At 71.8% G+C, this 21,396-nt stretch carries 16 protein-coding genes; 13 read left to right on the forward strand and 3 right to left on the reverse strand.

Annotated elements, in window-relative coordinates; translation table 11 throughout:
- Nucleotides 1-83: 83 nt before the first annotated feature.
- Nucleotides 84-899 carry an IclR family transcriptional regulator C-terminal domain-containing protein gene (locus tag ABZW17_RS21830; protein WP_354816892.1) on the reverse strand — a complete coding sequence of 272 codons (816 nt, stop codon included), beginning with the start codon at nt 897-899 and terminating at the stop codon, nt 84-86.
- A gap of 193 nt (nt 900-1,092) precedes the next feature.
- Between ABZW17_RS21830 and ABZW17_RS21835 the strand changes: the two genes are divergently transcribed.
- Both ABZW17_RS21835 and ABZW17_RS21840 read left to right on the forward strand, forming a co-directional pair.
- On the forward strand, nt 1,093-2,520 hold the full coding sequence (locus tag ABZW17_RS21835; RefSeq protein WP_354816895.1) for an amidohydrolase family protein: 1,428 nt from the start codon (nt 1,093-1,095) through the stop codon (nt 2,518-2,520).
- Between the two features lie 16 nt (nt 2,521-2,536).
- Complete coding sequence (locus ABZW17_RS21840) at nt 2,537-3,031, forward strand: hypothetical protein (protein WP_354816898.1); 495 nt, start codon at nt 2,537-2,539, stop codon at nt 3,029-3,031.
- 57 nt (nt 3,032-3,088) lie between these two features.
- On the opposite strand, the gene ABZW17_RS21845 is transcribed toward ABZW17_RS21840, so the two are convergent.
- The gene (locus ABZW17_RS21845; protein ID WP_354816901.1) at nt 3,089-3,883 is read right to left on the reverse strand and encodes a hypothetical protein; all 795 of its coding nucleotides are present in this window, start codon (nt 3,881-3,883) and stop codon (nt 3,089-3,091) included.
- A 571-nt stretch (nt 3,884-4,454) separates the two neighbouring features.
- On the opposite strand from ABZW17_RS21845, the gene ABZW17_RS21850 reads away from it, so the two are divergent.
- From ABZW17_RS21850 to ABZW17_RS21870, 5 genes are all read left to right on the forward strand, one after another.
- Entirely contained in the window at nt 4,455-5,945 is a 1,491-nt protein-coding gene (locus ABZW17_RS21850) for a right-handed parallel beta-helix repeat-containing protein (protein ID WP_354816904.1), read from the forward strand.
- Nucleotides 5,946-6,047: 102 nt separating this feature from the next.
- Nucleotides 6,048-8,297: an ATP-binding protein gene (locus tag ABZW17_RS21855; protein ID WP_354816907.1), complete on the forward strand. Its 2,250-nt coding sequence runs from the start codon at nt 6,048-6,050 to the stop codon at nt 8,295-8,297.
- 115 nt (nt 8,298-8,412) lie between these two features.
- On the forward strand, nt 8,413-9,072 hold the full coding sequence (locus ABZW17_RS21860; RefSeq protein ID WP_354816910.1) for a DUF4255 domain-containing protein: 660 nt from the start codon (nt 8,413-8,415) through the stop codon (nt 9,070-9,072).
- Nucleotides 9,069-11,045: an ATP-binding protein gene (locus ABZW17_RS21865; protein WP_354816913.1), complete on the forward strand. Its 1,977-nt coding sequence runs from the start codon at nt 9,069-9,071 to the stop codon at nt 11,043-11,045. The genes ABZW17_RS21860 and ABZW17_RS21865 overlap by 4 nt, the downstream gene beginning before the upstream one ends.
- 103 nt (nt 11,046-11,148) lie before the next feature.
- Nucleotides 11,149-11,895 (forward strand): DUF4157 domain-containing protein, encoded by a 747-nt coding sequence (locus tag ABZW17_RS21870; RefSeq protein WP_354816916.1) that lies wholly within the window; start codon nt 11,149-11,151, stop codon nt 11,893-11,895.
- Here ABZW17_RS21870 and ABZW17_RS21875 read toward each other — a convergent pair.
- Nucleotides 11,892-15,251: a hypothetical protein gene (locus ABZW17_RS21875; RefSeq protein WP_354816919.1), complete on the reverse strand. Its 3,360-nt coding sequence runs from the start codon at nt 15,249-15,251 to the stop codon at nt 11,892-11,894. The genes ABZW17_RS21870 and ABZW17_RS21875 overlap by 4 nt on opposite strands.
- Nucleotides 15,252-15,441: 190 nt before the next feature.
- Here ABZW17_RS21875 and ABZW17_RS21880 point away from each other — a divergent pair, with 190 nt between their 5' ends.
- Genes ABZW17_RS21880 through ABZW17_RS21905 form a run of 6 tightly spaced genes read left to right on the forward strand, consistent with a single transcriptional unit; the run spans nt 15,442 to nt 21,396 of the window.
- Entirely contained in the window at nt 15,442-16,986 is a 1,545-nt protein-coding gene (locus ABZW17_RS21880; RefSeq protein WP_354816922.1) for a phage tail sheath family protein, read from the forward strand.
- Between the two features lie 15 nt (nt 16,987-17,001).
- Nucleotides 17,002-17,445 (forward strand): phage tail protein, encoded by a 444-nt coding sequence (locus ABZW17_RS21885; RefSeq protein ID WP_354816925.1) that lies wholly within the window; start codon nt 17,002-17,004, stop codon nt 17,443-17,445.
- 4 nt (nt 17,446-17,449) lie between these two features.
- On the forward strand, nt 17,450-17,890 hold the full coding sequence (locus ABZW17_RS21890) for a hypothetical protein (RefSeq protein ID WP_354816928.1): 441 nt from the start codon (nt 17,450-17,452) through the stop codon (nt 17,888-17,890).
- Entirely contained in the window at nt 17,887-18,045 is a 159-nt protein-coding gene (locus ABZW17_RS21895) for a DUF6760 family protein (protein WP_003098516.1), read from the forward strand. Before ABZW17_RS21890 ends, ABZW17_RS21895 begins: the two co-directional genes overlap by 4 nt.
- Before the next feature lie 7 nt (nt 18,046-18,052).
- Nucleotides 18,053-20,938: a hypothetical protein gene (locus ABZW17_RS21900; protein WP_354816931.1), complete on the forward strand. Its 2,886-nt coding sequence runs from the start codon at nt 18,053-18,055 to the stop codon at nt 20,936-20,938.
- An 11-nt stretch (nt 20,939-20,949) separates the two neighbouring features.
- On the forward strand, nt 20,950-21,396 hold the full coding sequence (locus ABZW17_RS21905; protein WP_354816934.1) for a phage tail protein: 447 nt from the start codon (nt 20,950-20,952) through the stop codon (nt 21,394-21,396).

Genomic DNA, 21,396 nt, shown 5'->3' on the forward strand with positions numbered 1-21,396 from the left:
CTTGCCCCTTTGGGCCGCCGTTGCGGCCCCCCGCCCGCGTCCGCTATGCCCGGGCCCCGCGGGGGGGTTGTTTGCTTGGGCCCTCAACCCCCCCCCAACCCCCCCCCCACCACGTGGGGGACGGCGTCGAGGCGGGCGAAGTCGGCGCTGATCTCGCCGGCGGTCTGCAGCAGCAGCGGCAGGTGGTGCTCGAGCAGCTTCTCGACCGGCGTCTCGGCGGCGTGACAGTTGACGTTGACCCCGGCGATCACCCGCCCGGACCCGTCGCGCAGCGGCGCCGCCACCGACCGGATGCCCAGCGCGAGCTGCTCGTCGGTGAGCGCCCAGCCGCGGGCGCGGACCTCGCGCAGTTCGGCGTCCCGCTCGGCGCGGTCCGGCCGCCAGCGCGGCACCAGCCCCGACCGGGTCGGCTGCGCCAGCACGGCCTCCAGCTCCGCCGGCGCCAGCGCGGCCAGCTGGACCTTGCCCAGCGAGGTCGGCAGGGCGGGGAACCGGGTGCCGATCTGCACGCTCAGGCCCACGATCTTGGGCACCGCGACCCGGGCGACGTACACGATGTCCGACCCGTCGAGCTGGGCGATCGAACACGACTCGCCGGTGCGGGCGACCAGGCGCTCCAGGTGCGGCCGGGCCACGTCCCACAGGCCCATCGAACGCACGTAGGCGACGCCGAGGTCGAGCACGCGCGGGGTCAGGGCGTAGCCACGCCCGTCGGCGCGGACGTAGCCGAGCTCTTCCAGGGTGAGCAGGATCCGGCGGGCGGTCGGGCGGGCCAGCCCGGTGGCGCCGGCCACCTCGGCGAGCGTCATCTCCGGCCGCTGCGGCCCGAACGCCGTGATCACCTCGAGCCCGCGCGCCAGCGCTTCGATGAAGTCGGGACCGGTTCCCTCGCGTGGCATGCGCCACCTCCCGTTTCGATGGTCCTGCCCGCGGATCTTTCGGGGGTTCCGGGTGTACGAAGCCCGCCGGCCCGGAGCGAAGCCCCGGTTGCCCCAGCAGCGTAGCCCGGGGGATTGACACCGGCGCGGCACTGGGCAAGGGTGACTGCGCCCACTGAGTGTCCGTAGAGCGGACGAGTGTACGGAGGCCGCGATGACCCAGTCCACCGACGGTCCGGTCGTCCTGCGGGGTGGCACGGTCCTGACCCTCGACGACGCCCGCCGCGTCCTGCCCGGTGCGGACGTCCTCGTCGAAGGCGACCGGATCACCGCGATCGGGCCCGCGCTCGACGTCCCGCCCGGCACGACCGAGATCGACGCCACCGGCGGCCTCGTCCTGCCCGGGATGATCGACACCCACCGCCACCTGTGGCAGACCGCCATGCGCGGCTACGGCGCCGACTGGACGCTGACCCAGTACTTCGTCTGGTACTACCTCGAGTGGGGCAAGGTGTTCCGCCCCGAAGACATCTACGCCGGCAACCTGCTCGGCGCGCTCGAGGCCCTGGAAGCCGGCGTCACCACCACCGTCGACTGGTCCCACGGCCTGCAGACGACCCAGCACGCCGACGCCGCCGCCGACGCCCTCGAAGCGGTCCCCGGCCGGTTCGTGCTGGCCTACGGCAACATCCAGGACGCCCCGGCCCACTGGACCGGCACGCCCGAATTCCGCGACTTCGTCGCGCGCCGCACCGGCGGCGACCTCGGCTTCCAGCTCGCCTTCGACGTCACCGGCGACCCGGCGTTCCCCGAGAAGCCGGCCTTCGAGGTGGCCCGCGAGCTCGGCGTCCCGGTGACCACGCACGCCGGCGTCTGGGGCGCCACCGGCGACGACGGCATCCGGCTGATGCACGACCACGGGTTCATGACCCCGGAGACGGTCTACGTCCACGGCGCGTCGCTGTCGGCGGACTCCTACCACCGGATCGCCGCGACCGGCGGTTCCGTGTCGGTCTCGACCGAAAGCGAGCAGAGCGCCGGCCAGGGCTACCCGCCCACCTGGGCGCTGCGCAAGTACGGCATCCCGGTGTCGTTGTCGATGGACACGTCGGTGTGGTGGAGCGGCGACCTGTTCTCGGCCATGCGCGCCACCCTCGGCGCCGACCGGTCCCGCGAGCACCTGGAGGCCCACGCCAAGGGCGACACGGTGACGCACGCGGCCCTGCGGGCGGACCAGGTCGTCGAGTGGGCCACCCGCGGCGGCGCCGCCGCGCTGGGCCGCTCGGACCTGGGCAGCCTCGAAGCCGGCAAGAAGGCCGACATCGTGCTGCTGAAGAACGACGACTCCCCGGCGTCGTTCCCGGTGCTCAACCCCTACGGCCACGTCGCCTTCCAGGCCCAGCGCGGCGACGTGCACACCGTGCTGGTCGGCGGCCGGGTGGTCAAACGCGACGGCAAGCTGGTCGGCGTGGACCTGGCCGCGGTGCGGCGGCGCGTCGAGGACACCGTCGAGCACCTGCGCGCGCAGCTGGGGGAGGAGGCGTGGCGGCAGGGGATGAACCCGGACGTCCCGGAGACGAAGGTCCTCGACAACCCGTACACCTACACCGACTACCAGAGCGACCGCACCCACGGCGGCTGAGCTACCGTTGCGGCCCGTGGTCCAGGTCTTCGTCCAGCCCGCCTACGGCACCGCCGACGCCCGCCGGTACGGAACGCGGTCCCTCGAGCGGACGGTCGCCTTCGGCGAGTTCGCCGACCTGCTCGACCCCGCGGACCTCGCTCGCCTGACCGCCCTGCACCCGGGCGGCCGGGCCCGGTTCTGGGGCGCCAAGGACAAGTACGACCGCCGGATGGACACCGTCACCACCGGCGACGTCGTGCTGTTCACCGGCCGCAAGCACGTCCAGGCCACCGCGGAGGTGGGGCACGGGTTCCGCAACCCCGGTTTCGCGCGCCGCCTCTGGCAGCCGGACCCTGGCAAGTGCCTGTTCAGCAACGTCTACAGCCTGCGGCGCTACCGGCGCGTCGGGCTGCCGTACGAAGCGATCTGGGCGCTGCCCGGCTTCACGCCCGGCGACAACTTCATGGGCCTGCGGTTCCTCGACGCGGCCAGGTCGGCCGCGGTGCGGCACCTGCTGGCCACGAGCTGAGCGAGCCGGACCGCCTTCCGCGGTCCGGCTCGCTCAGCTTCGGCTCCGGCCCGGACGTCAGCCCTGGTCGTAGTCGGAGTCGTCGTCCGCGTCGTGGTCGGCCCACGCGCCGTCCGTGGTGCCGGCCACCGCGGTGACCGAGTGTGCCTCGGCACCGCCGATGCCCGCCGCGTCGTACCACGAGTGGTGACCCGCGTAGTCCGGCACGGCCACCGAGTGCGCACCCTCGGACGAAGCGCCGTACGGGCCCGCCGTCAGCTTCTCCGCGTCGTAGGTGGCGTAGTGCTCACCCGCGTGGCTCCACACGTGCCCCGAGGTCGCGCCGTCGATCCCGGCCGAGTGCATTTCCGCACCGTAGCCGGCGTCGTGGTCGTAACCGTCGTCGCCGTCGTGGTGCACCGGGCGGTTGTGGACGGCCGGCGCCTCCTCGACCGGGTCGGGGTGGCTCACGACGTGGTGGGCCACGGGGTGGCTGTCGTGGTGGTGGTAGTCATCCCCCTCGTAGTCGTCGCAGTCGCCGTTGTCGTCGTCGCCGTACCAGCTCTCGTGCGAGGCGTGGTGCCACGGCTGGTTCCAGCCGTGGTCACCGGACTCCTCGGTGTGCGTGACGGCGGCGCCGCCGATGCCGGCCACCGCGGAGTCCGAGCCGGACCAGTGGTGACCCCACCAGGTGCCGCCTTCGTCGGTGTCGGTCGTGCCCGCACCACCGATGCCCGCCCAGCTGCTGGAACTTTCGGCGCTCCACGAGTCGTTCGGCCAGCCGAGCGGGTGAGCGGTCGCCGGGCCGGCGATGACGAGGGAAAGCGGCAGCGCGAAAGCGCCGGCGACCGCCAGTCGTCGCAATGTGGACATGATTTCTCGGGATTCCCTTCCTGAGTGCGACTCCGGTTTCGTTCGGGGTCCGGACGTCGGGGCAGAAGCTCTGTCCGGTAGGGACGCTACCGCCCTCGGCAGGGCCTTGACCTGCGCAAAGACCCGATCGGTGCGCGAGAACCGCCGTGTGGAGGACAGATCAGGAACGGGGTCGGACAAGCTTAGGCCGCCGCCATCGCGACGGCCATTGTGAATGGCGGGAAATCACTCGCTCAGGTAGTTCTCCGTTTAGCGCGAAGAATCGGGGGGCGCGGGTCACGGGGCCGCCGGGCCGCCGCACGGGCGGCCCGGGCGCCCGCCAAGCGGCGGACGGCGGGCTCCGGCGGACGGCGGCACCGGCTCGGCCGCCCGAGCCGCCCGCCGGCGGGGAATTCCGGCCGGCAACCGGCGCCCGGCCACGATAACAGAACCGTCCATGGATTGTTCCCACGGTATTCAGAGTCGTGGAGTAATCACCACTTTTTCGGTGACCTGGTACGCCGGAAAAATCTTGTGAATTGACACGATCGGCCCAAGGCATTCCGCGGAGAAGTTGCGTAGGTTTCACGGCATGTCGCACATGAGGCCGATTCTTGCCGCGGTTCTGCTGGCCGCGTTCGTCGTCGCACCCGGTCCGGCGGCGGCCGACGCCGCGGTCACCCCCGGGCCGGTGTGCGACCACCAGCCGGTGGCCAACACGACCGCGCCCGCGGGTGCGGTCACCATCGACGCCGCGGTGCCCGGCGACCTCTACCACAAGTCGCAGGACTCGCCGCCGGGCACGACGTTCTGGCTGCCCCCGGGCACGCACCTGCTGGCCGCCGACCCGTTCGGGCAGGTCATCCCCAAGGACGGCGACGTCTACCTCGGCGCCCCGGGCGCGGTGCTCGACGGGCAGGGCATCAACCGCGCGGCCTTCACCCAGCAGGCGAAGGACGTCGTCATCCGCGGGCTCACCATCCAGAACTTCGTCGCCCCGCAGGACCAGGGCGTGGTGAACCACGATTCCGGCGACCACTGGATCATCGAAAACACCACCGTGCAGAACAACAAAGGCGCGGGAATCATGGCCGGCGCCCGGCAGGAGGTGCGGCACAGCTGCCTGCGCAACAACGGGCAGTACGGCATGAACGCCTACCGGTCGGACAGTTCGATCACCGCGCTGGTCGTCGAAGGAAACGAAATCGCCGGCAACAACACCGACGACTGGGAAACGCGCAACCCCGGGTGCGGGTGCAGCGGCGGGATCAAGTTCTGGGTGGTCGACAAGGCCGACGTCCGCGGCAACTGGATCCACCACAACCACGGCGCCGGGCTCTGGGCCGACACCGACAACAACGACTTCCTGATCGAGAACAACCTGATCGAGGACAACGACGCCGAGGCGCTGTTCTACGAGATCAGCTACAACCTCGTGTTCCGCGACAACGTCCTGCGCCGCAACAGCCTGGTCGCGGGCAAGCGCCGCGCCGACCGCGGCGACAACTTCCCGGTGGCGAGCGTCTACCTGTCCGAGTCGGGCGGCGAGCCCCGGGTGCCGGCCCGCACGCACCTGATCGACATCTACGACAACGTCTTCGAGGACAACTGGTCCGGCATCACCGCGTGGGAGAACGCCGACCGGTTCTGCAACAGCCCGGCCAACACCTCGATCAACACCTGCACCAAGCTCGTCGCCGACCGCACGCAGTGCGCCGCACCGGGCATCGACTCCTCGCCGCTCTACGACGACTGCCGCTGGAAGACCCAGCTGGTCGAGGTGCACGACAACACGTTCCGCTTCGACCCGGCGGTCGCCGGCTGCACGAACGGGGTCTGCGGCAAGATGGCCCTGCTGTCCAACTACGGAACGTACCCGAGCTGGTCCCCGTACAAGGGCACGCTGGTCCAGGACGCGATCACCCACGACCAGGGCAACTACTGGTTCAGCAACGCCTACTACGGCCCCTGGAAGTTCGTGGCCGGGGACACGTCCCGGATCCTGACCGCGGACCAGTGGCAGGCGACACCCTGGTACCAGGACAATTGCGCCACTTTCGACGACGTCATGCCGCGCTGCTGAACCCGCCGTTTCCCGGACAAAAGAGTGACACCGCGGGGGCGCCGCCGGGTCATTTCGAAAACTGTTACTCTGCACTCCTCGGCCGGAGGAGGAGCACGCTGAGTGGAGCCCACGGAATCCGGCGACCCGGCCGACCACGTGACGGTCGCGAACACCGCCGAAAACCCGCACGGAATCGTGATCCAGGCCGGCCACCTCCACCAGGTGAACGTGCTGGGCGGGCCGAAGCTGCACCAGCTGCTCGACACGATCGACGAGCGCCGGGAAACGACCGGCGGTGCCCGCCGCCGGTCGCTGCCGTGGGCGCAGCGAGCCGCGTGCCTGGGACGTGAGCGCGAACTGGCGGAACTGCGCGCGCAGCTCGCCGCCGGGCGGCACGTGCTCGTCAGCGGCCCCGCGGGCGTCGGGAAAACCGTGTTGCTGCAGCACGCGACCGCTGCCGGGGTGCTGTCCGCCGGCGCGGTCCCCGAGTGCGAGGGGGTGCTGCGGCAGGTGCTCGCCCCCGGCGCGACTCCCGACGCCGTGCTGCACGAGCTCGCGCTGGCGTGCTACGACGTCGAAGGGCCGGTTTCCCCGCGGCGCCTGCTCGGCGGGATCCGGGCGCTGGTCGTGCTGGACGGCGTCGAATGGCCGCCCGGGGAAATCCGGTGGCTGCTCGAAGCGATGCCGGGCAGCGTGTTCGTCCTCGCTTCCCGGCGCACCGATTCGGCCCCGGTGATCAAAACGCTTCCGCTGGCCGGGCTGAACTTCGCCGACGGTCTCGAATTGTGGGAAAACGAGCTCGGCGCCCCGCTTTCGGCCGCGGAAAAACGCCGCGCCCGGCGCATCCACGACAGTTTCGGCGGCCACCCCGGCATGCTGACGCAATTCGCCGCCGCCCTGCGCGCCGCCGGAGTCCAGGGAATCGCGCCCGAGGTGGCCGATCCGGACGCCTACGCCATGATCGTCGCCCGGGCCCTCACCCGGCTCGGCGAGCCCGCGGTGACGACGGTGAAGGAGCTGCTGGTCTTCCCCGACGCGTCCTGGGGAGGCCGGCTGCCGGTCACCGCCGGCCTGCGCAAGCTCGAAGCGGCGGGCTTGGTCGAGCACGAATCGGGCCGCTACCGGGTGCGCCCGCACGTCGCCGAGGCGGTGACGCCGGCCGAGCCGCGGCCCCTGCTCGCCCGCATCACCGCCTGGGCCTGCGAAGCAGCCGGGCCCGAGGAGATCGCGGCGGAACTGGACGTCCTCGAACGCACCCTGCGCCGGCTGCTGGCGGAGGACCGGCCGTGGGACGCCCTGGTGCTCGCGCGGACCGTGTCGGTGAAGCTCCTGCCGACCCCGTGGTGGCACCGCGGCGACGAGGTGCTCGGGCTCGGGCTCCGCGCGGCCCGGCGCGTTCGCTCCCGCACCGACATCGCGTACTTCACCTACGCACTGGCCGCCCGCCGGGCCGACAGCGAGCGGGCGGCGGAGGCCGCCGAGCTCCTCACGGCGGTGATCGGCTCGGCGAGGGAACACGGCGACCGGCGGCTCGCCGACCGGGCGGCGGCCGTGCGCGACGGGCTGGTCACCCGCGCGCCCGGCGTGCTCGGCCGGAGTGCGGAAACCGTCTCCCAGCTGATGCTCCGGGTTCCGTTCCTCGACAGTTCGGCGATGAGGCTCGCGCAGGAGCACCCGGGCGTGCTGCGCAAGGCCGTCGCCGGAATTCTGCTCCTGGGCGGTGTGCTGTTGGGGCTGCCCGCTTCCGGCGGCCCGCCCGCCTCGGCCAGTGGTGCGCCGAGCTCGTTGTCCGGGCTTGCCGCGCCGATGACTCCGCCGGAAACGAGCGTTCGGCCGTCGGCCGGGGCGCCACCGAGCGCGCCACCGGCTCCACCGCCGCCCGCGCCGCCTCCGGTCCTTCCGTCGGCCGGGCCGGCAACGCGGCCGTCACCGCCGTCCGGCTCCGGCCCCGGCGGGAAGTTCGGTGCTTCCGGCGACGGCACCACGGCCCCGGACCCCCGCCCCGCCGCCACTCGCGACCTGACCGGGCAATGGCGGATCATCTTTTCCCAGAAACGGGTCAACGGCAGGTATTGGAACGATCCGGAGACGGCGACGATCACCTTGCACCGGCTCGGCGAAAGCCGGTGCGGCGGCCCGGCGCCCTGCTACGGCGGCCAGTGGACGGCCGACGGCGCGGTGGGCAGCAGCAACTTCGTCGCCCGGGCCGCTCCCGGTGCCACCGGCTTCTCCGCCACCGACTCCGACGCCGACGGCCACCAGACCTTCCGAGGAGAGCTCGCCTCGGCCGAGCCCCAGCTGCAGTACGCAGGCGACTGGAGCGATGACCGCGGCCGCGAGGCCACCTTCACCTTCACCCGGCTGAGCTGACCGCGACTGCCCATACGGGCAGCCGGGCGTACCCGAAGGTTTGCCGCTGCGCGGCTGGCCGGTGCGGCACGGCCCGATCATCGTGGGAGGACCGCCAGTGCGAGGAGGTCCGCCGGTGATCCACGAGGTCGACGAGGCGCTGCGGCGGCTGGTGAAGGACGAGGCCCTGCGCGGCAGCGAGGTCGACGTCGCCTTCGACGCGCCCACCAAGGACTGGGCGGCCCGGCGCAACGCCCCCACCGTGAACGTCTACCTCTACGACGTGCGCGAAGACATGCGCCGCCGGTCGCGGGGGCTGCTCAACGAGTACGACCAGCGCGGCGAGGTCGCCGCGCGGCACCTGCCGCCCAAGCACGTCAAGCTGTCCTACCTGGTCACCGCGTGGACCCAGCGGCCGGAAGACGAACACCGCGTGCTGTCGGACCTGCTGCTCGGCCTGCTGCGCTACGAGGCCGTGCCGGCGGAGGTGCTCACCGGGTCGCTGGCCGAAACCGGGCTGCCGGTGCCGATGACGGTCGCGCTGCCGCCGCCGGAGGACCGCGCGTTCGCCGACGTCTGGACCGCGCTCGGCGGCGAGCTCAAACCCTCCCTGGACGTCGTCGTCTCCGCGCCGATCCACACCGGGCGCGTGTACCCGGCGGGGCCGCCCGCGAAGGAGGGCCTCAAGCTCGACACCGGCGACGGCGAGCTCGTCGGGCACCGGGTGTCCGACACCGGGGTGGTCGGCGGGCAGCGCCGGGTCGCGATGGCGCGGACCCACCGGAACCCCCGGTGAGCCTGGAGTACCTGTTCGGCCGGCTGGCGCGGCTCGAACAGCGCATCCGCGACGCGGTCGACGTCCGGCGCGCGGCCGACCCGAACCCCGACGATCCCTTCCGCGGCCTGTACCTGTCGAACGAGACGATCGACGCGCTGCTGGAAGGCCACCGCGAGCCGTTCGCGCCGTTCACCGACTCCGTCCCGGACGGGCGGCTGCGCCCGCTCGCCGACCGCGCGGACCTCACCGGGGTCGACGTCGAACTGCTGCTGGTCGCGCTCGCCCCCGACCTCGACAGCCGGTTCGAGCAGTTCTACGGCTACCTCAACGACGACGTGACCCGCCGCCGCGCGACCGCCGGGCTGGCCCTGCGCCTGTGCGGGATCCCCGAAGCCTCGGCCGCCGGCCGCGCCCGGCTCGACGCCGGCTCCCCGCTGATGAGCTGCGGCCTGCTCACCGTGCAGGACGACGAACGGCCGTTCCTCTCGCGCACGCTGCGCGTCCCCGACCGCGTGGTGAACCACCTCCTCGGCGACGACCGCCTCGCCCCCGAGCTCGCCGGCTGCGCGCACCTGGGCACCGAGCTCGTCGAAGTCCCGGGCCGCGACCGGCTGGCCCGCGCGATCGAGGGCGGCGTCGGCCTGGTCTACCTCAAGGAACACCCCGGTGGGGGCGCCGAAGACCTCGGCGTCGGCGCGCTGGCCGCGGCCGGCCGGCCGGCGCTGGTGGTGGACGCGGCCCGCTGGCAGGCCGACGCCGAGCTGACCGCGTCCCTGCGGCGCGAGGCGTTGCTGCGCGGCGCCGGGATCGTGCTGGGTCCGGTCGAGGACCCGCGGCTGGACGAGCTCGCGCACCCGGCGATCCCGCTCCTGGTGCACGGCACCGGCACCTGGGACCCGCGCTGGAGCGGCACGCCGCCGTTGCAGCTCGACGCGCTGCCGCTGTCCGGCGCGGACCGCGCGCACCTGTGGCGCAGCCGCCTCGACGGCCGGCTCGCCCCGGACGTCGACCCGGGGGAGGCGACCGCGCACTTCGTGCTCGGGCCCGGGCAGATCGCCCGCGCCGCGAAGGCGGCGTCGGTGACCGCGCTGGCCGACGACGGCCTGGTCCGCACCTCCCACGTCCGGGCGGGCGCGCGGAGCCAGAACGCCGCCGGCCTGCAACGGCTGGCGCGGCGGATCGAGCCGGCGGTCGGCTGGCCCGACCTGGTGCTCCCGGCCGGCGTACTGTCCCTTTTGGACGAACTGGCGGCCAGGGCCCGCTACCGCGACCAGGTGCTCGACGAGTGGCGGATGCGGCCCGGCGGCGGCCGCGGGCGGGGCGTGACCGGGCTGTTCGCCGGGGACTCGGGAACCGGCAAGACGATGTCCGCCGAGGTCATCGCCGCGTCGCTGGGGCTGGACCTCTACACGGTGAACCTGGCGACGGTGGTCGACAAGTACGTCGGCGAAACGGAGAAGAACCTCGAACGGATCTTCACCGAAGCCTCCGGCGTCAACGGCGTCCTGCTGTTCGACGAGGCGGACGCGATCTTCGGCAAGCGGTCCGAGGTCCGCGACGCGCACGACCGGTACGCCAACATCGAAAGCGCGTACCTGCTGCAGCGGATGGAGACCTTCGACGGCATCGCGGTGCTGGCGACCAACCTGCGGGCCAACCTCGACGAGGCGTTCACCCGCCGGCTGGACGTGATCGTGGACTTCCCGCTGCCGGACGTCGAACTCCGCCACCGCCTGTGGGACCGCTGCCTGGGCGCCCGGCTGCCGCGCGGCTCGGACCTGGACCTCGCGTTCCTCGCCGAGGCCTTCGAACTGGCCGGCGGCCACATCCGGTCGGCCGCGGTCACCGGCGCGTACCTGGCCGCCGAGGCGGGCCGCCCGGTGGCGATGAGCGACCTGGTCGGCGCGGTGGCGCGGGAGTACCGCAAGCTGGGCCGGCTCTGCCTGGACCGCGAGTTCGGGCCGTACCTGGCGATGGTGACCGACGGCTGAGCTGCCCCTTCGGGCAGCGTTCGCCGCCCTTCCGGACGCGCACGCCAGTCTGGTGCGCGGCGCCCGGACGCGGCAAGCTGGAACCGTGGCGGAGGGAGCGGACATGCGCGGGCACAGTCACGACCACGACCTCGAACCGACCCTGCGACCCCGCGGCGACCGGCTCGAGCGCGACGACACGGACCTGCTGGGCCGGGCGGCCGCGGCGGGCCGCACGGACGTCCTCGGCCCGGCGGGCGTGCTGGGCCTGCAGCGCGCGGTCGGCAACGCGGGCACCGGATCCCTGATCGAGGAGGAGCGCTCGCCGGTCCACGACGTCGTCGGCTCGGGCGGCGGAGCGCCGCTGGACGCGGCGACCCGCGAAGACATGGAAGGCCGCTTCGGCGCGGACTTCTCCGACGTCCGGGTGCACACCGACGGGGCGGCGCACGATTCGGCGAAGTCGGTGAACGCGCAGGCGTACACGGTGGGCTCGAACATCGTGTTCCAGCGCGACAAGTACGACCCGGGGTCCGAGGGCGGCAAGCACATGCTGGCGCACGAGCTGACGCACGTGGTGCAGCAGCGCAGCGGCCCGGTGGACGGCACCGACGCCGGCGGCGGGGTGAAGGTGTCGGATCCTTCGGACCGCTTCGAGCGCGAAGCCGTGGCGAACGCGGACCGCCTGATGACGGCCCCGGCCCCGGCGGCCGGCGTTCAGCGCTGCGAGGACGGCGGGCACGCGCACGCTTCGGCTTCGGAAGAGGCGGCTGTCCAGCGGGAGGAAGCTCCGGCGGCCGAAGAGGGCGAAGAGGAGAAGATGGCGCAGACGTTCGTGCAGCGCGAGGAAGAGGGCGAAGAAGAAGCCTAGGTTCCGTCCGGGCCCTTGAACCCCGGCTCGACGTTCCAGATCCCGGTGCCGCTCTCGGCCGCGCCGTTGGACTTGTTGCAGGTGCCGCACATGCCGTGCAGGTTGTCGAGCTGGTTGAAGAACGCGGTCCGGGCGGCCTGGTCGGCCTTCCGGCCGGTGCTGTTCCAGTGCTGGATGACGCTCGGGCTGCGGTGGTCCAGGTTGATCGCCGTGGTGCCGATGCCGGGGACCAGGTGCGGTGAGGTGTAGTCCTTGCCCGGGCAGATGTAGGACGAACTCATCGCGTAGACCGGGTCGTTCCGCCACTTCGCGGCTTCCTTGAACTTCAAGGTCATCAGACGGCTGAGTTCGCGGCCGCGTTTCGCCTCCGCCGCGCCGTTGAAACCGCCGTAGAACGTCGGGCGGAACTTGCCGTCCCGGCGGTACTCCGACCGGATTTCGCCGCCCAGCACGTAGGTCGATTCCTTGAGCAGGTCGAGGTCGATCTCCTTCCCGATCGCCTGCAGGGTGGCCGCGATCAGCTGGCGCTGCTGCCAGATCTCGGCCTCCGCGTTCTGGATCTCCTCCTTCGCGCTGGTGGCGAGGGCGTTGCCCAGCTTGGTTTCGTGGGCGACGACCGTGCCCCGCATGGCGGCGAGCTGACCGGCGACGGCGGGTTTGCTCTTCACGGCGTCGTGCGCGAGGGCCCGGTCGATCTTGTCGATCAGCGGGTCGGCGTGGCTGGCCATCATCAGGGTCGGGCGGCCACCGCGGTTTTCGAGGTAGATCGCGTGGCTGTTGCCCATCATGGTGACGGGCGTCTTCGCCTTCAGTTTCCGCAGCAGCGCGTCCTTGAGCCCCTTGACGCCTTCGACGACCGCGGAACCGCCGCGCCTGAGCTTCGACCAGACCTTCTTCCCGGCCTTGACGACCGTCCCGACGACGGAGTCGATCACCTTGCCCACCGGGGCCTGGACCTTCTCCAGGATCGACTTGATCTTCTCCGAGATCCCGCCCAGGCCCAGCAGGCTCGCCAGGAACCCCAGCACCATCGGCAACGCCTTCGCCAGCGTCCGCTCGATCAGCCCCGCGACCGCGCCGGCTCCACCGCGGGCGATGGACTCCACCGAGTCCAGCACCGAGTCCACGAACTCCTTGATCTGGGCCGCCTTGTCCACGAAGAACAGGACGATGTCGTAGATCGCCTTGCAGGCTTTGATGAACGCCGCCGCCGGGTTCAGCATCGAGATGATCCAGGTGATGCCCGCCTTGACGATCTTCTCGATCACGAAGTCCTTGATCTGGCCCAGCACCAGCTCCTTCAGGTCGCCGAGCTTCGCGACCACCCACCGCCACAGGCCCGGGACGCCCTCGGTGATCAGGATCTTGACCACGTCCAGGGTCTGCTCCAGCTTGGCCAGCACCGGCTCCGGGATGAACCGCAGGATCCGCGCGCGCACGCTCGCCCAGGTCAGGCCCAGGATCGACAGCACCATCTTCAGGATGCCCCTGGCGTCCAGCGCGTCCGGGATCTCGATGCCCGCGCTCGCCAGGTTGCCCAGCAGCCAGCCCTTCAGGCCGTCCTTGAGGTGCTGGACGATGTTGGCGCCGAAGTTCATGACGCCCGTCTTGACCGCGTTGACCAGGTTGCCGAGGAACTCGATCGGCTTGGCGATGATCAGCCCGACCGCGTTCGCCGCCCGCGCGAGCACGCCCAGCAGCATGTCCTTCAGCTTGAGGATCGTCTCGATCGCGCCGCCGACCGCCTCCTTCGCCTTGCTCCACAGGCCCTTGTTCTCCGCCTGCAGCGCCTTGATCTCCTCGTCGATGGCGCCGCGGGCCTCGGTGTACTTCTGCGCCAGGTCCTCGACCAGCGACTCCTGCTTCTCGTCGACCGACTTCTCGAGGTCGTCGAACTGGCCGCCGAACTCCTTGGCCGCCTCGCCGGCGATCTTGCGCAGGGCCGGCGACTGCGACGCGACCTTCTGCTGCACCCGCGCGCGGCCGTCCGCGATCAGCTGTTTCGCCTCGCCCAGCTTCTGGCCGACGAAGTCCGCGATGTCGCCGATGACCGCCTGCATCTTCGTCTCGTAGACCTTCTTCGCCTCGAGGAAGAGGTTGTTCGCCTCGGCCGGCAGGTCGGCGAAGAGGTCGTACGCCCAGCGGGCCGCGCCGGTGATCCCGTCGTAGCGCTCGTCCTTGTAGCGCTTCATCCGGGCCTGGTGGTCGGCGGTGAACGCCACCTTGGCCTGCGCCTCGCCGGTCTCGAACCGCTTGGCCACCTCGGCGTCGAGGGTGCCCAGGACGCCCTCGACCTTCGCCTTGGTCTCGTCGAAGACCGCCTTGATCTCGCCGGTGATCCGCGCCCGGTCCTGTTCGTCCTTCGCCTTCGTGGCCGACTTCGCGCCCTGGCCCTTCTGGGCCGAGGACGCCCGCGCGCCCGTCATGCCCGCCATCGCGGCCTGACCCGACGCCTGGGCCGCGCCGGTGACGGCGGCCAGCTGCCCGGCCTCGGACTCGCGGACCGCGGCCGGCGCCGAAGCCGTGTGCTGCTCGCCCTCCTGCTTCGCCGCCAGCGCGCCGGTGAACTCCGGTTCGTTGGACTGGGCCAGCTGCTGGTCCGTGACGCCCGCGGTGGCCATCGCCGCGTGCGTCTCGCACTGGTCGGCGCGCAGGTCGGTCTGCTCGGGCGGGGCCTTGTCCGGCGTCGCCTTGCGCGGGTCCGGCGGGGCCAGCGCCGGCGCCGGGGGTGCCGGCGGCAACGGCGTCACCGGCTTTTCCACCGCGCGGCCGGGATCCGGTGCCTCCTTCGTGCGGTCGGTGACGTCCTTGGCCGAGGCGTCCTTGCCGCCGGTGACCTTGCCCAGCACCTCGGCCTTGACCTGGTCGGCCTTGCCGGAGCCGGCGAACTTGTCGGCCTCGTCGAGGTTCTTCGGCGCCTGCTTGGCGATCGCGGCGTTCACCGCGGCGACGAAGGCCGCCTTGTCGAACCCGGCCGGCTTCGCCGCCGCCATCTTGTCCGCCTGGGCCGCCTTGGCCTGCGCGTCCTTGTCGTCGGCGGGCGCCACGGCCGCGTCCTGGGCCTGCTTGACCTCCGCACCGGCCGGGGGATGGGCCTTCGCCGACCGGGCCTGAGCGCCGACGTCCTGCTTCAGCGACCGGAACTTCGGATCGGCCGCCGGGGTGAGGCCGGGTGGCGCGACCGGGGGAGCGGGGCACCCCTGCCGCTGCAGCGCGACCAGGTCCGCCACCGCCGCGTTGCCCGCGGCCGCCTGCAGGCGCAGCAGGACCGGCGGGGTGGCCCGGCGCACCGGCCGGGCGACCCGCGCCGGCGGCGTGGCCGGTTCCCGCGGCGCCCTGTCCCGCCCGGTCGGCATGGGTTCACTTTCGGCCCTTCCTGGCCGGTTGCCAACGACCGGACGGGCGGGCGGCGCTGCCCGAACGGGCAGTTGCCTTTTAGGGCAGAGATCGGTTCCCGCGGGCCTAGCCGCACGGCCGTTCCGCGGAGAACGCGCGGGCAGCAGCATCGCCGATGACAAGACTTGTGCGTCGACAAGGGAGGCACGCATGCCCACCTATCTCACGCCGGGGGTGTACGTCGAGGAGATCGAGGCGGGCGCACGGCCGATCGAGGGCGTGGGCACGGCCGTCGCCGCCTTCGTCGGCTTCGCGGCGGACGGTCCCTTCAACACCCCGACGCTGGTGTCCAACTGGGGCCAGTTCACCCAGACCTTCGGCGACTTCCTCGAGGACTGCTACCTGGCCCAGTCGGTCTACGGCTACTTCCTCAACGGCGGCGCCAACTGCTACGTCGTCCGCATCGGCGGCGCGCGCGCCCACGACAACGGCTCCGCGCCGAAGCAGATCTCGGCCCGCCAGGCCGTGCTCGGCGGCTACCGGTTCGTCGCGAAGGAACTGCCGGAGGGCAAACCGGCCGGCGAGATCACCGTCGAGGTCGCCGAGCCGTCCGGGGACAACCCCGCCGACGACCGGTTCACCGTGCTCGTCAAGCAGGACGGCAAGGTCGTCGAAACGCACAACGTGACGACCAAGCGCACCAAGGAGAACGTCGTCACGGCGGTGCGGGAGAAGTCCAGCTTCGTCACCGTCGAGGAGGTCGCCACCGGCGGCACGGTCACCAAGCCCGACAAGGGCACCGCGGTGCTCACCGAACCGCCGCAGGCGCCGCCGGTGCCGCGCCGGGTCGCGGCCGACGACTACGTCGGCGACGTCGCCGACCGCACCGGTTTCGGCGGCCTGGAGGCGATCGACGAGATCACCATGGTCGCGGCGCCGGACCTGATGGCCGCCTACCAGCGCGAGCTGCTCGACCTCGACGGCGTCAAGGCCGTGCAGCTGGCGATGATCGCCCACTGCGAGCTGATGGGCAACCGGATGGCGATCATCGACCCGCCACCGTCGCTCAACCCCCAGGAGGTCCGCAACTGGCGCCAGGACGTGGCCGGCTATGACTCGAAGTACGCGGCGCTCTACTACCCCTGGGTCCAGGTGCTCGACCCGGCCACCGGGACCAACACGTTCATCCCGCCGAGCGGCCACATGGCCGGGGTGTGGGCCCGCACCGACGCCACCCGCGGCGTCCACAAGGCACCGGCCAACGAGGTCGTCCGCGGCGCGCTCGCCCTCGAAACCCACCTGACCAAGGCGGAACAGGAACTGCTCAACCCGATCGGCATCAACTGCGTGCGCTCGTTCTCGGGCAAGGGCATCCGGGTCTGGGGCGCGCGGACCCTGTCGAGCGACGCGGCGTGGCGCTACCTCAACGTCCGGCGGCTGTTCAACTACCTCGAGGAGTCGATCCTCGTCGGCACGCAGTGGGTCGTGTTCGAGCCCAACGACGACGCGCTGTGGGCGCGGATCCGGCGCACGATCAGCGCGTTCCTGGTCATGGAGTGGCGCAAGGGCGCGTTGTTCGGGCTCACCCCGGACGAGGCCTTCTTCGTCAAGTGCGACCGGGAGACCAACCCGGCCGAGGGCATCGACCTCGGCCAGGTGATCTGCGAAGTGGGCATCGCCCCGGTGAAACCGGCGGAGTTCGTGATCTTCCGGCTGGCCCAGATGTCCGGCGGCACCAGCCTCGTCAACGAGTAGTGAAGGGACTCCACCATGGCACTTCCCGATCTCGACAAGGCGGTCGGCCACTCCTTCGGGCTCGAGATCGACGGCGTCCAGATCAAGCAGATCTCCGAGGTCTCCGGCCTGAAGATGGAGCAGGACGTCATCGAGCTCAAGCAGAACACCGTGGACGGCAAGTACGTCATCAAGAAGCTGCCGGGCCGGCCCAAGGCGGGTGAGGTCACGCTGACCCGCGGCCTCACCGAGGACAACAGCTTCGAGAAGTGGGTCAAGGACGCCCACTTCGGCAAGATGGCCTCCGCGCGCAAGGGCGGCGCCATCATCGTCTACGACTACGAGGGCACGGCGCTCAAGCGCTACAAGCTGACCAACGCGTGGCCGAAGAGCCTGGAGATCGGCTCGCTCAAGGCCGGCGACACCAGCGTGCTCACCGAGAAGCTCGTGATCACCTACGAGCAGATGGAAGTCGAGTGAGCCCATGCGCAGGGTGATGGCATCGGCCCCGGTCGAGGAGGCCCCCGCCGCGGCGGCGGAGGAACCCCGGCCGAAGCTGAGGACGGAGTTCGCGTTCGAGCTCCCGCGCGGGTACGTCGACGACGACGGCCGGGTGCACCACTCCGGGGTGATGCGCCTGGCCACCGCGCGCGACGAGCTGGTCCCGCTGCGGGACGACCGCGTCCGCGAGAACTCGGCGTTCCTGACGGTGGTGCTGCTGGCCCGGGTCGTCACCCGGATCGGCGACATCACCGACGTGCACGCCGGGATCGTCGAGAACCTGTTCGCCTCCGACCTGGCGTTCCTGCAGGACATGTACCGCCGGATCAACAGCGAAGGGCACACCAGGGCGGGCGTGGCGTGCCCGGAGTGCGGCCACAGCTTCGTCGTCGACGTCGCCGGCGGCCGCCTGGGGGAATCGTGACGTACGCGGCCGACCGGCTGCACGAGGAAGTCGCGTACGTCGCCTACCACCTGCACTGGTCCCTCGACGACATCCTCGACCTCGAACACCCCGACCGGTTGACCTACGTCGCCGAGATCGCCCGGATCAACACCCGGATGAGCCAGGGACGGTGACGCGGCCATGTGGTTTCGCAGGAAGGATCCGGCACCCGCCCCGGTGCCTCCGCCGCTGCCGGTCGCGCGCGCGGAGTGGCGGACCGTGCCGCCGATCCGGCCGGTCCTGGCCGAGCACCCGCTGGTCAACCCGGTGCAGCGGTTCAGCGGTTCGCTGACGTCCTGGCAGAGCCCGGCGTACCTCGAGCCGCTCGGCCACCGGATCGGCCCGGACGAGCCGGCGGGCGTGATCGCCGACCTGGCCCGGCCCCGGGCGGCGGAGACGCCGGCCCCGGCGATGCCGGTGGTGCAGCGGGAGGTCCGGAAGCGAACCGGACTGGGGCGGCTGTGGGGTGCCTCGGTGCAGCGGGCGGCTTTGCCGGGGGGCGAATCGCCTTCGGTGACCGGGGATTCCTTGGTGGGTGCGGATTCGGCGGAGAGTGACGTTTGGCCGGAGGGCGCGGGTTCTTCGGCGGCTTTTATGTCGGGGAGCGGGGTTTCGGCGGTTCCGTCGAGGGGGATTCGGCCGGAGACGGCAGGAAGCGGAGACTTGCCGGTTGCTGCGGTTCCGTCGGGGCCTGGGGTTGCTGCGGATCCGGTGGGCAGTGGGGTTTCGTCGGCGGTGGTTCTGTCGAGGAGCGAAGTCTCGTCGGCGGCTGCGGATTCGGCCGGAACCGGGAGTTCGCCGGAGGGACCGGGTACCGCGGAGGCTTCGGTGCCGCTGGGGGATGGGGTTTCGCCGCTGGGGTCGATGGCTGTGGTTCCTTCGGTGGCCGCCGGGCCCGCTGCGGTTGCGTCGGCGGGTGAGGTTCCGTCGATGCCGGTGGTCTCGTCGGCGGGCGCTGGTGCGGCGGAGGTTGCGCCCGGGCCTTCGCTGGTGCTGCCGGTTGTCGTGTCGCGGGAGGCCGTGCGTCCGCTGACGTCGGCCGCTGCCACGGTCGTCCCGCCCGTGCGGACGGTCCAGGCGATCGCGGAGAGCACGCCTGCCCCGGTGCTGCCGGCCGTCGAAGCGGCTCGGCCGGAGTTGCCGGTGGGCCGGCGGACAGAGCCGTCGGTCGTCGAGGTCGCTCGGCCGGTGTTGCCGGTGGTTCAGCCGCCTGCGCCGCGGCGGCTCGGGCTGGGTGCGCCGATCCTGCCGGAACCGGCACCGGCACCGCTCCCGGTGTCGCGACTCGCGGACGACGCCGGGCCGGTGGTGCAACGGGCCGTCGACGCGGGACTGCCGCCGGGCCGATCGTCGCCGGTCAACACGTTCAGCCCGCTCGAACCGGCGGAGCCGCCCGGCACACCGGGCGGCTCGACGAGCGTTTCCCCGCCACCGGTCCTGCCGGTGGCCCGCGCCGTCGAAGACCCACCGGCTCCGGCGACGCGCGCTGAGGACCCGCCCGCTTCGGCGACCGAGACTCCGCTCCTCCCGGTGAGCCGGGCCGAGGAGCTGTCCGCCCCGGCGATCGCGGCTGCGGCGCTCCCGGTGAGCCGGGTGACCGAGACCTCGACGCTCGCGGATCCCTCGCTTCCGGTCAGCCGGGCCGTCGACGGCCCGGACCTTGCGGTGGCTCAGTCCGCGCTGCCAGTTGGCCGGGTCGCCGAGTTTTCCGGCGTTCCGGTGGCTAGGCCCGCGCTGCCGGTGAGTCGGGCCACCGAGCCTTCCGGCGTTCCGGTGGCTCGGCCCGCGCTGCCGGTCAGCCGGGCCGTCGACGGCCCGGACCTTCCGGTGGCTCAGCCCTCCCAGCCGGTGAGTCGGGTCGCTGAGCCTTCGAGCCTCCTGGTGGCTCAGCCCGCGCTGCCGGTGGGTCGGGCCACCGAGCCTTCCGCGCTTCCGGTGGCTCAGTCCGCGCTGCCAGTGAGCCGGGTCGCCGAGCCTTCCGGCCGTCCTGTGGCTCAATCGCCGCACGGGTCGCCGCTTTCGGTGAGTCGGGCCGTCGATGCGGCCGTGCTGCCGGTGGGATCACCTCTTCCGGTGAACCGGGTCGATGCGCCCGCGCTCTTGGTGGCTCAGGTATCGCCCCTTCCGGTGAGCCGAACCCTCGATGCGGCCTCCCTTCCGACCGCTCAATCGCCGCAAGGCCAACCACTACCGGTGAACCAGGCAACCAAGCCCTCACCCCTTCCGGTGGCTCAATCGGCACAAAGCCGGCCACTTTCGGTGAACCGAGCCATCGAAGGCCTCGCGCCTTCGGTGCCTCAGCCGATGGAGGGGACCCCGCTTACCGTGAACCGGGCCGTCGAGAAGGCGCAGGAGCACACCCTCCCGCTCACCCAGCCGGTGACGCAAACACTGCAGGCCACCAGCACCTCACCACTGACCCGATCACCACAAGACCCACCCCCACCGGTGAACGGGGTGGCCGAGCCCCCCACCCTCCCGGTGGCTCGAACTCCCCAAGAACCACCCCTGCCGGTGAGCCGAACCACCGAGAGCTCGCCGTTCGCACCCCTGATCGCCCGAGCAGCCGACGACTCCCTGCCGCTGAGCCGGACCATCGAGACCGCCCTGCCCCCACTGGCGCCGCCTCCGCTCGCACGAGGGCCAGAGGACCTCCCACGCCTCCAGGGCCACAGCCCGACCGCAACTCCGGCCCTGCCCCTGAACCGGGCTGTCGAGACCGCCGCACCCCAGCCGATCACGTGGGCGCCCGAGCAACTCACGCTGCCGGTGGCTCGCGTGGCCGAGGAGCTCCCGCCCGAACCCCACGTCCCGCCGCCGATCCAGCGCACCAGCGACGAACCGGCCCCGATCGTGGCTCCACCACCGCCGCCTGAAGCCGCCGCCGTCCAGACGCAACCCGCCGCCGCGCCGCCGGAAACCGATGAGCTCGTCAGGCAGCTCTTCGATCCGCTGCTGCGGCGGCTCAAGACCGAACTCCGTCTCGACCGTGAACGCCGGGGCGCGCTCACCGATCGCCCGCACTGAAGGAGATGCCGATGCCGGACACCGAAGAGGCCGTCGCCGTCTGTTATGTCGTCAAGCTGGACGACAAGAACCTCGGGAACCTCGGTGCGTTCTCCAGCTGCGACGGGCTCGGCTGCGAGTTCGTCATGGAACAGCGGGAAGAGGGCGGCAACAACGGCATGGTCTGGCAGCTGCCGACCCGGATCAAGTACTCGAACATCAAGCTCTCGCGCCCGGTCACCGAAGCCAGCTCGCAGATCACCAAGTGGTTCGCCAGCCTGGCCGGCGGCATCGAACGCAAGACCGCCACCATCGAGGCGCGCACCCTCGAAGGCAAGGTCATCGCCAGCTGGGCCCTGGAAGGCGTCGTCCCGGTGCGGTGGAGCGGCCCGCAGCTCTCGCCCGACTCGCCCAAGGTCGCCACCGAGACCCTCGAACTGGCCCACCACGGCTTCCTCAGCCCGGCGAAGAAGGCCTAG

The sequence above is a fragment of the Amycolatopsis sp. NPDC004625 genome (genome assembly GCF_040609695.1).
Classification (GTDB): domain Bacteria; phylum Actinomycetota; class Actinomycetes; order Mycobacteriales; family Pseudonocardiaceae; genus Amycolatopsis.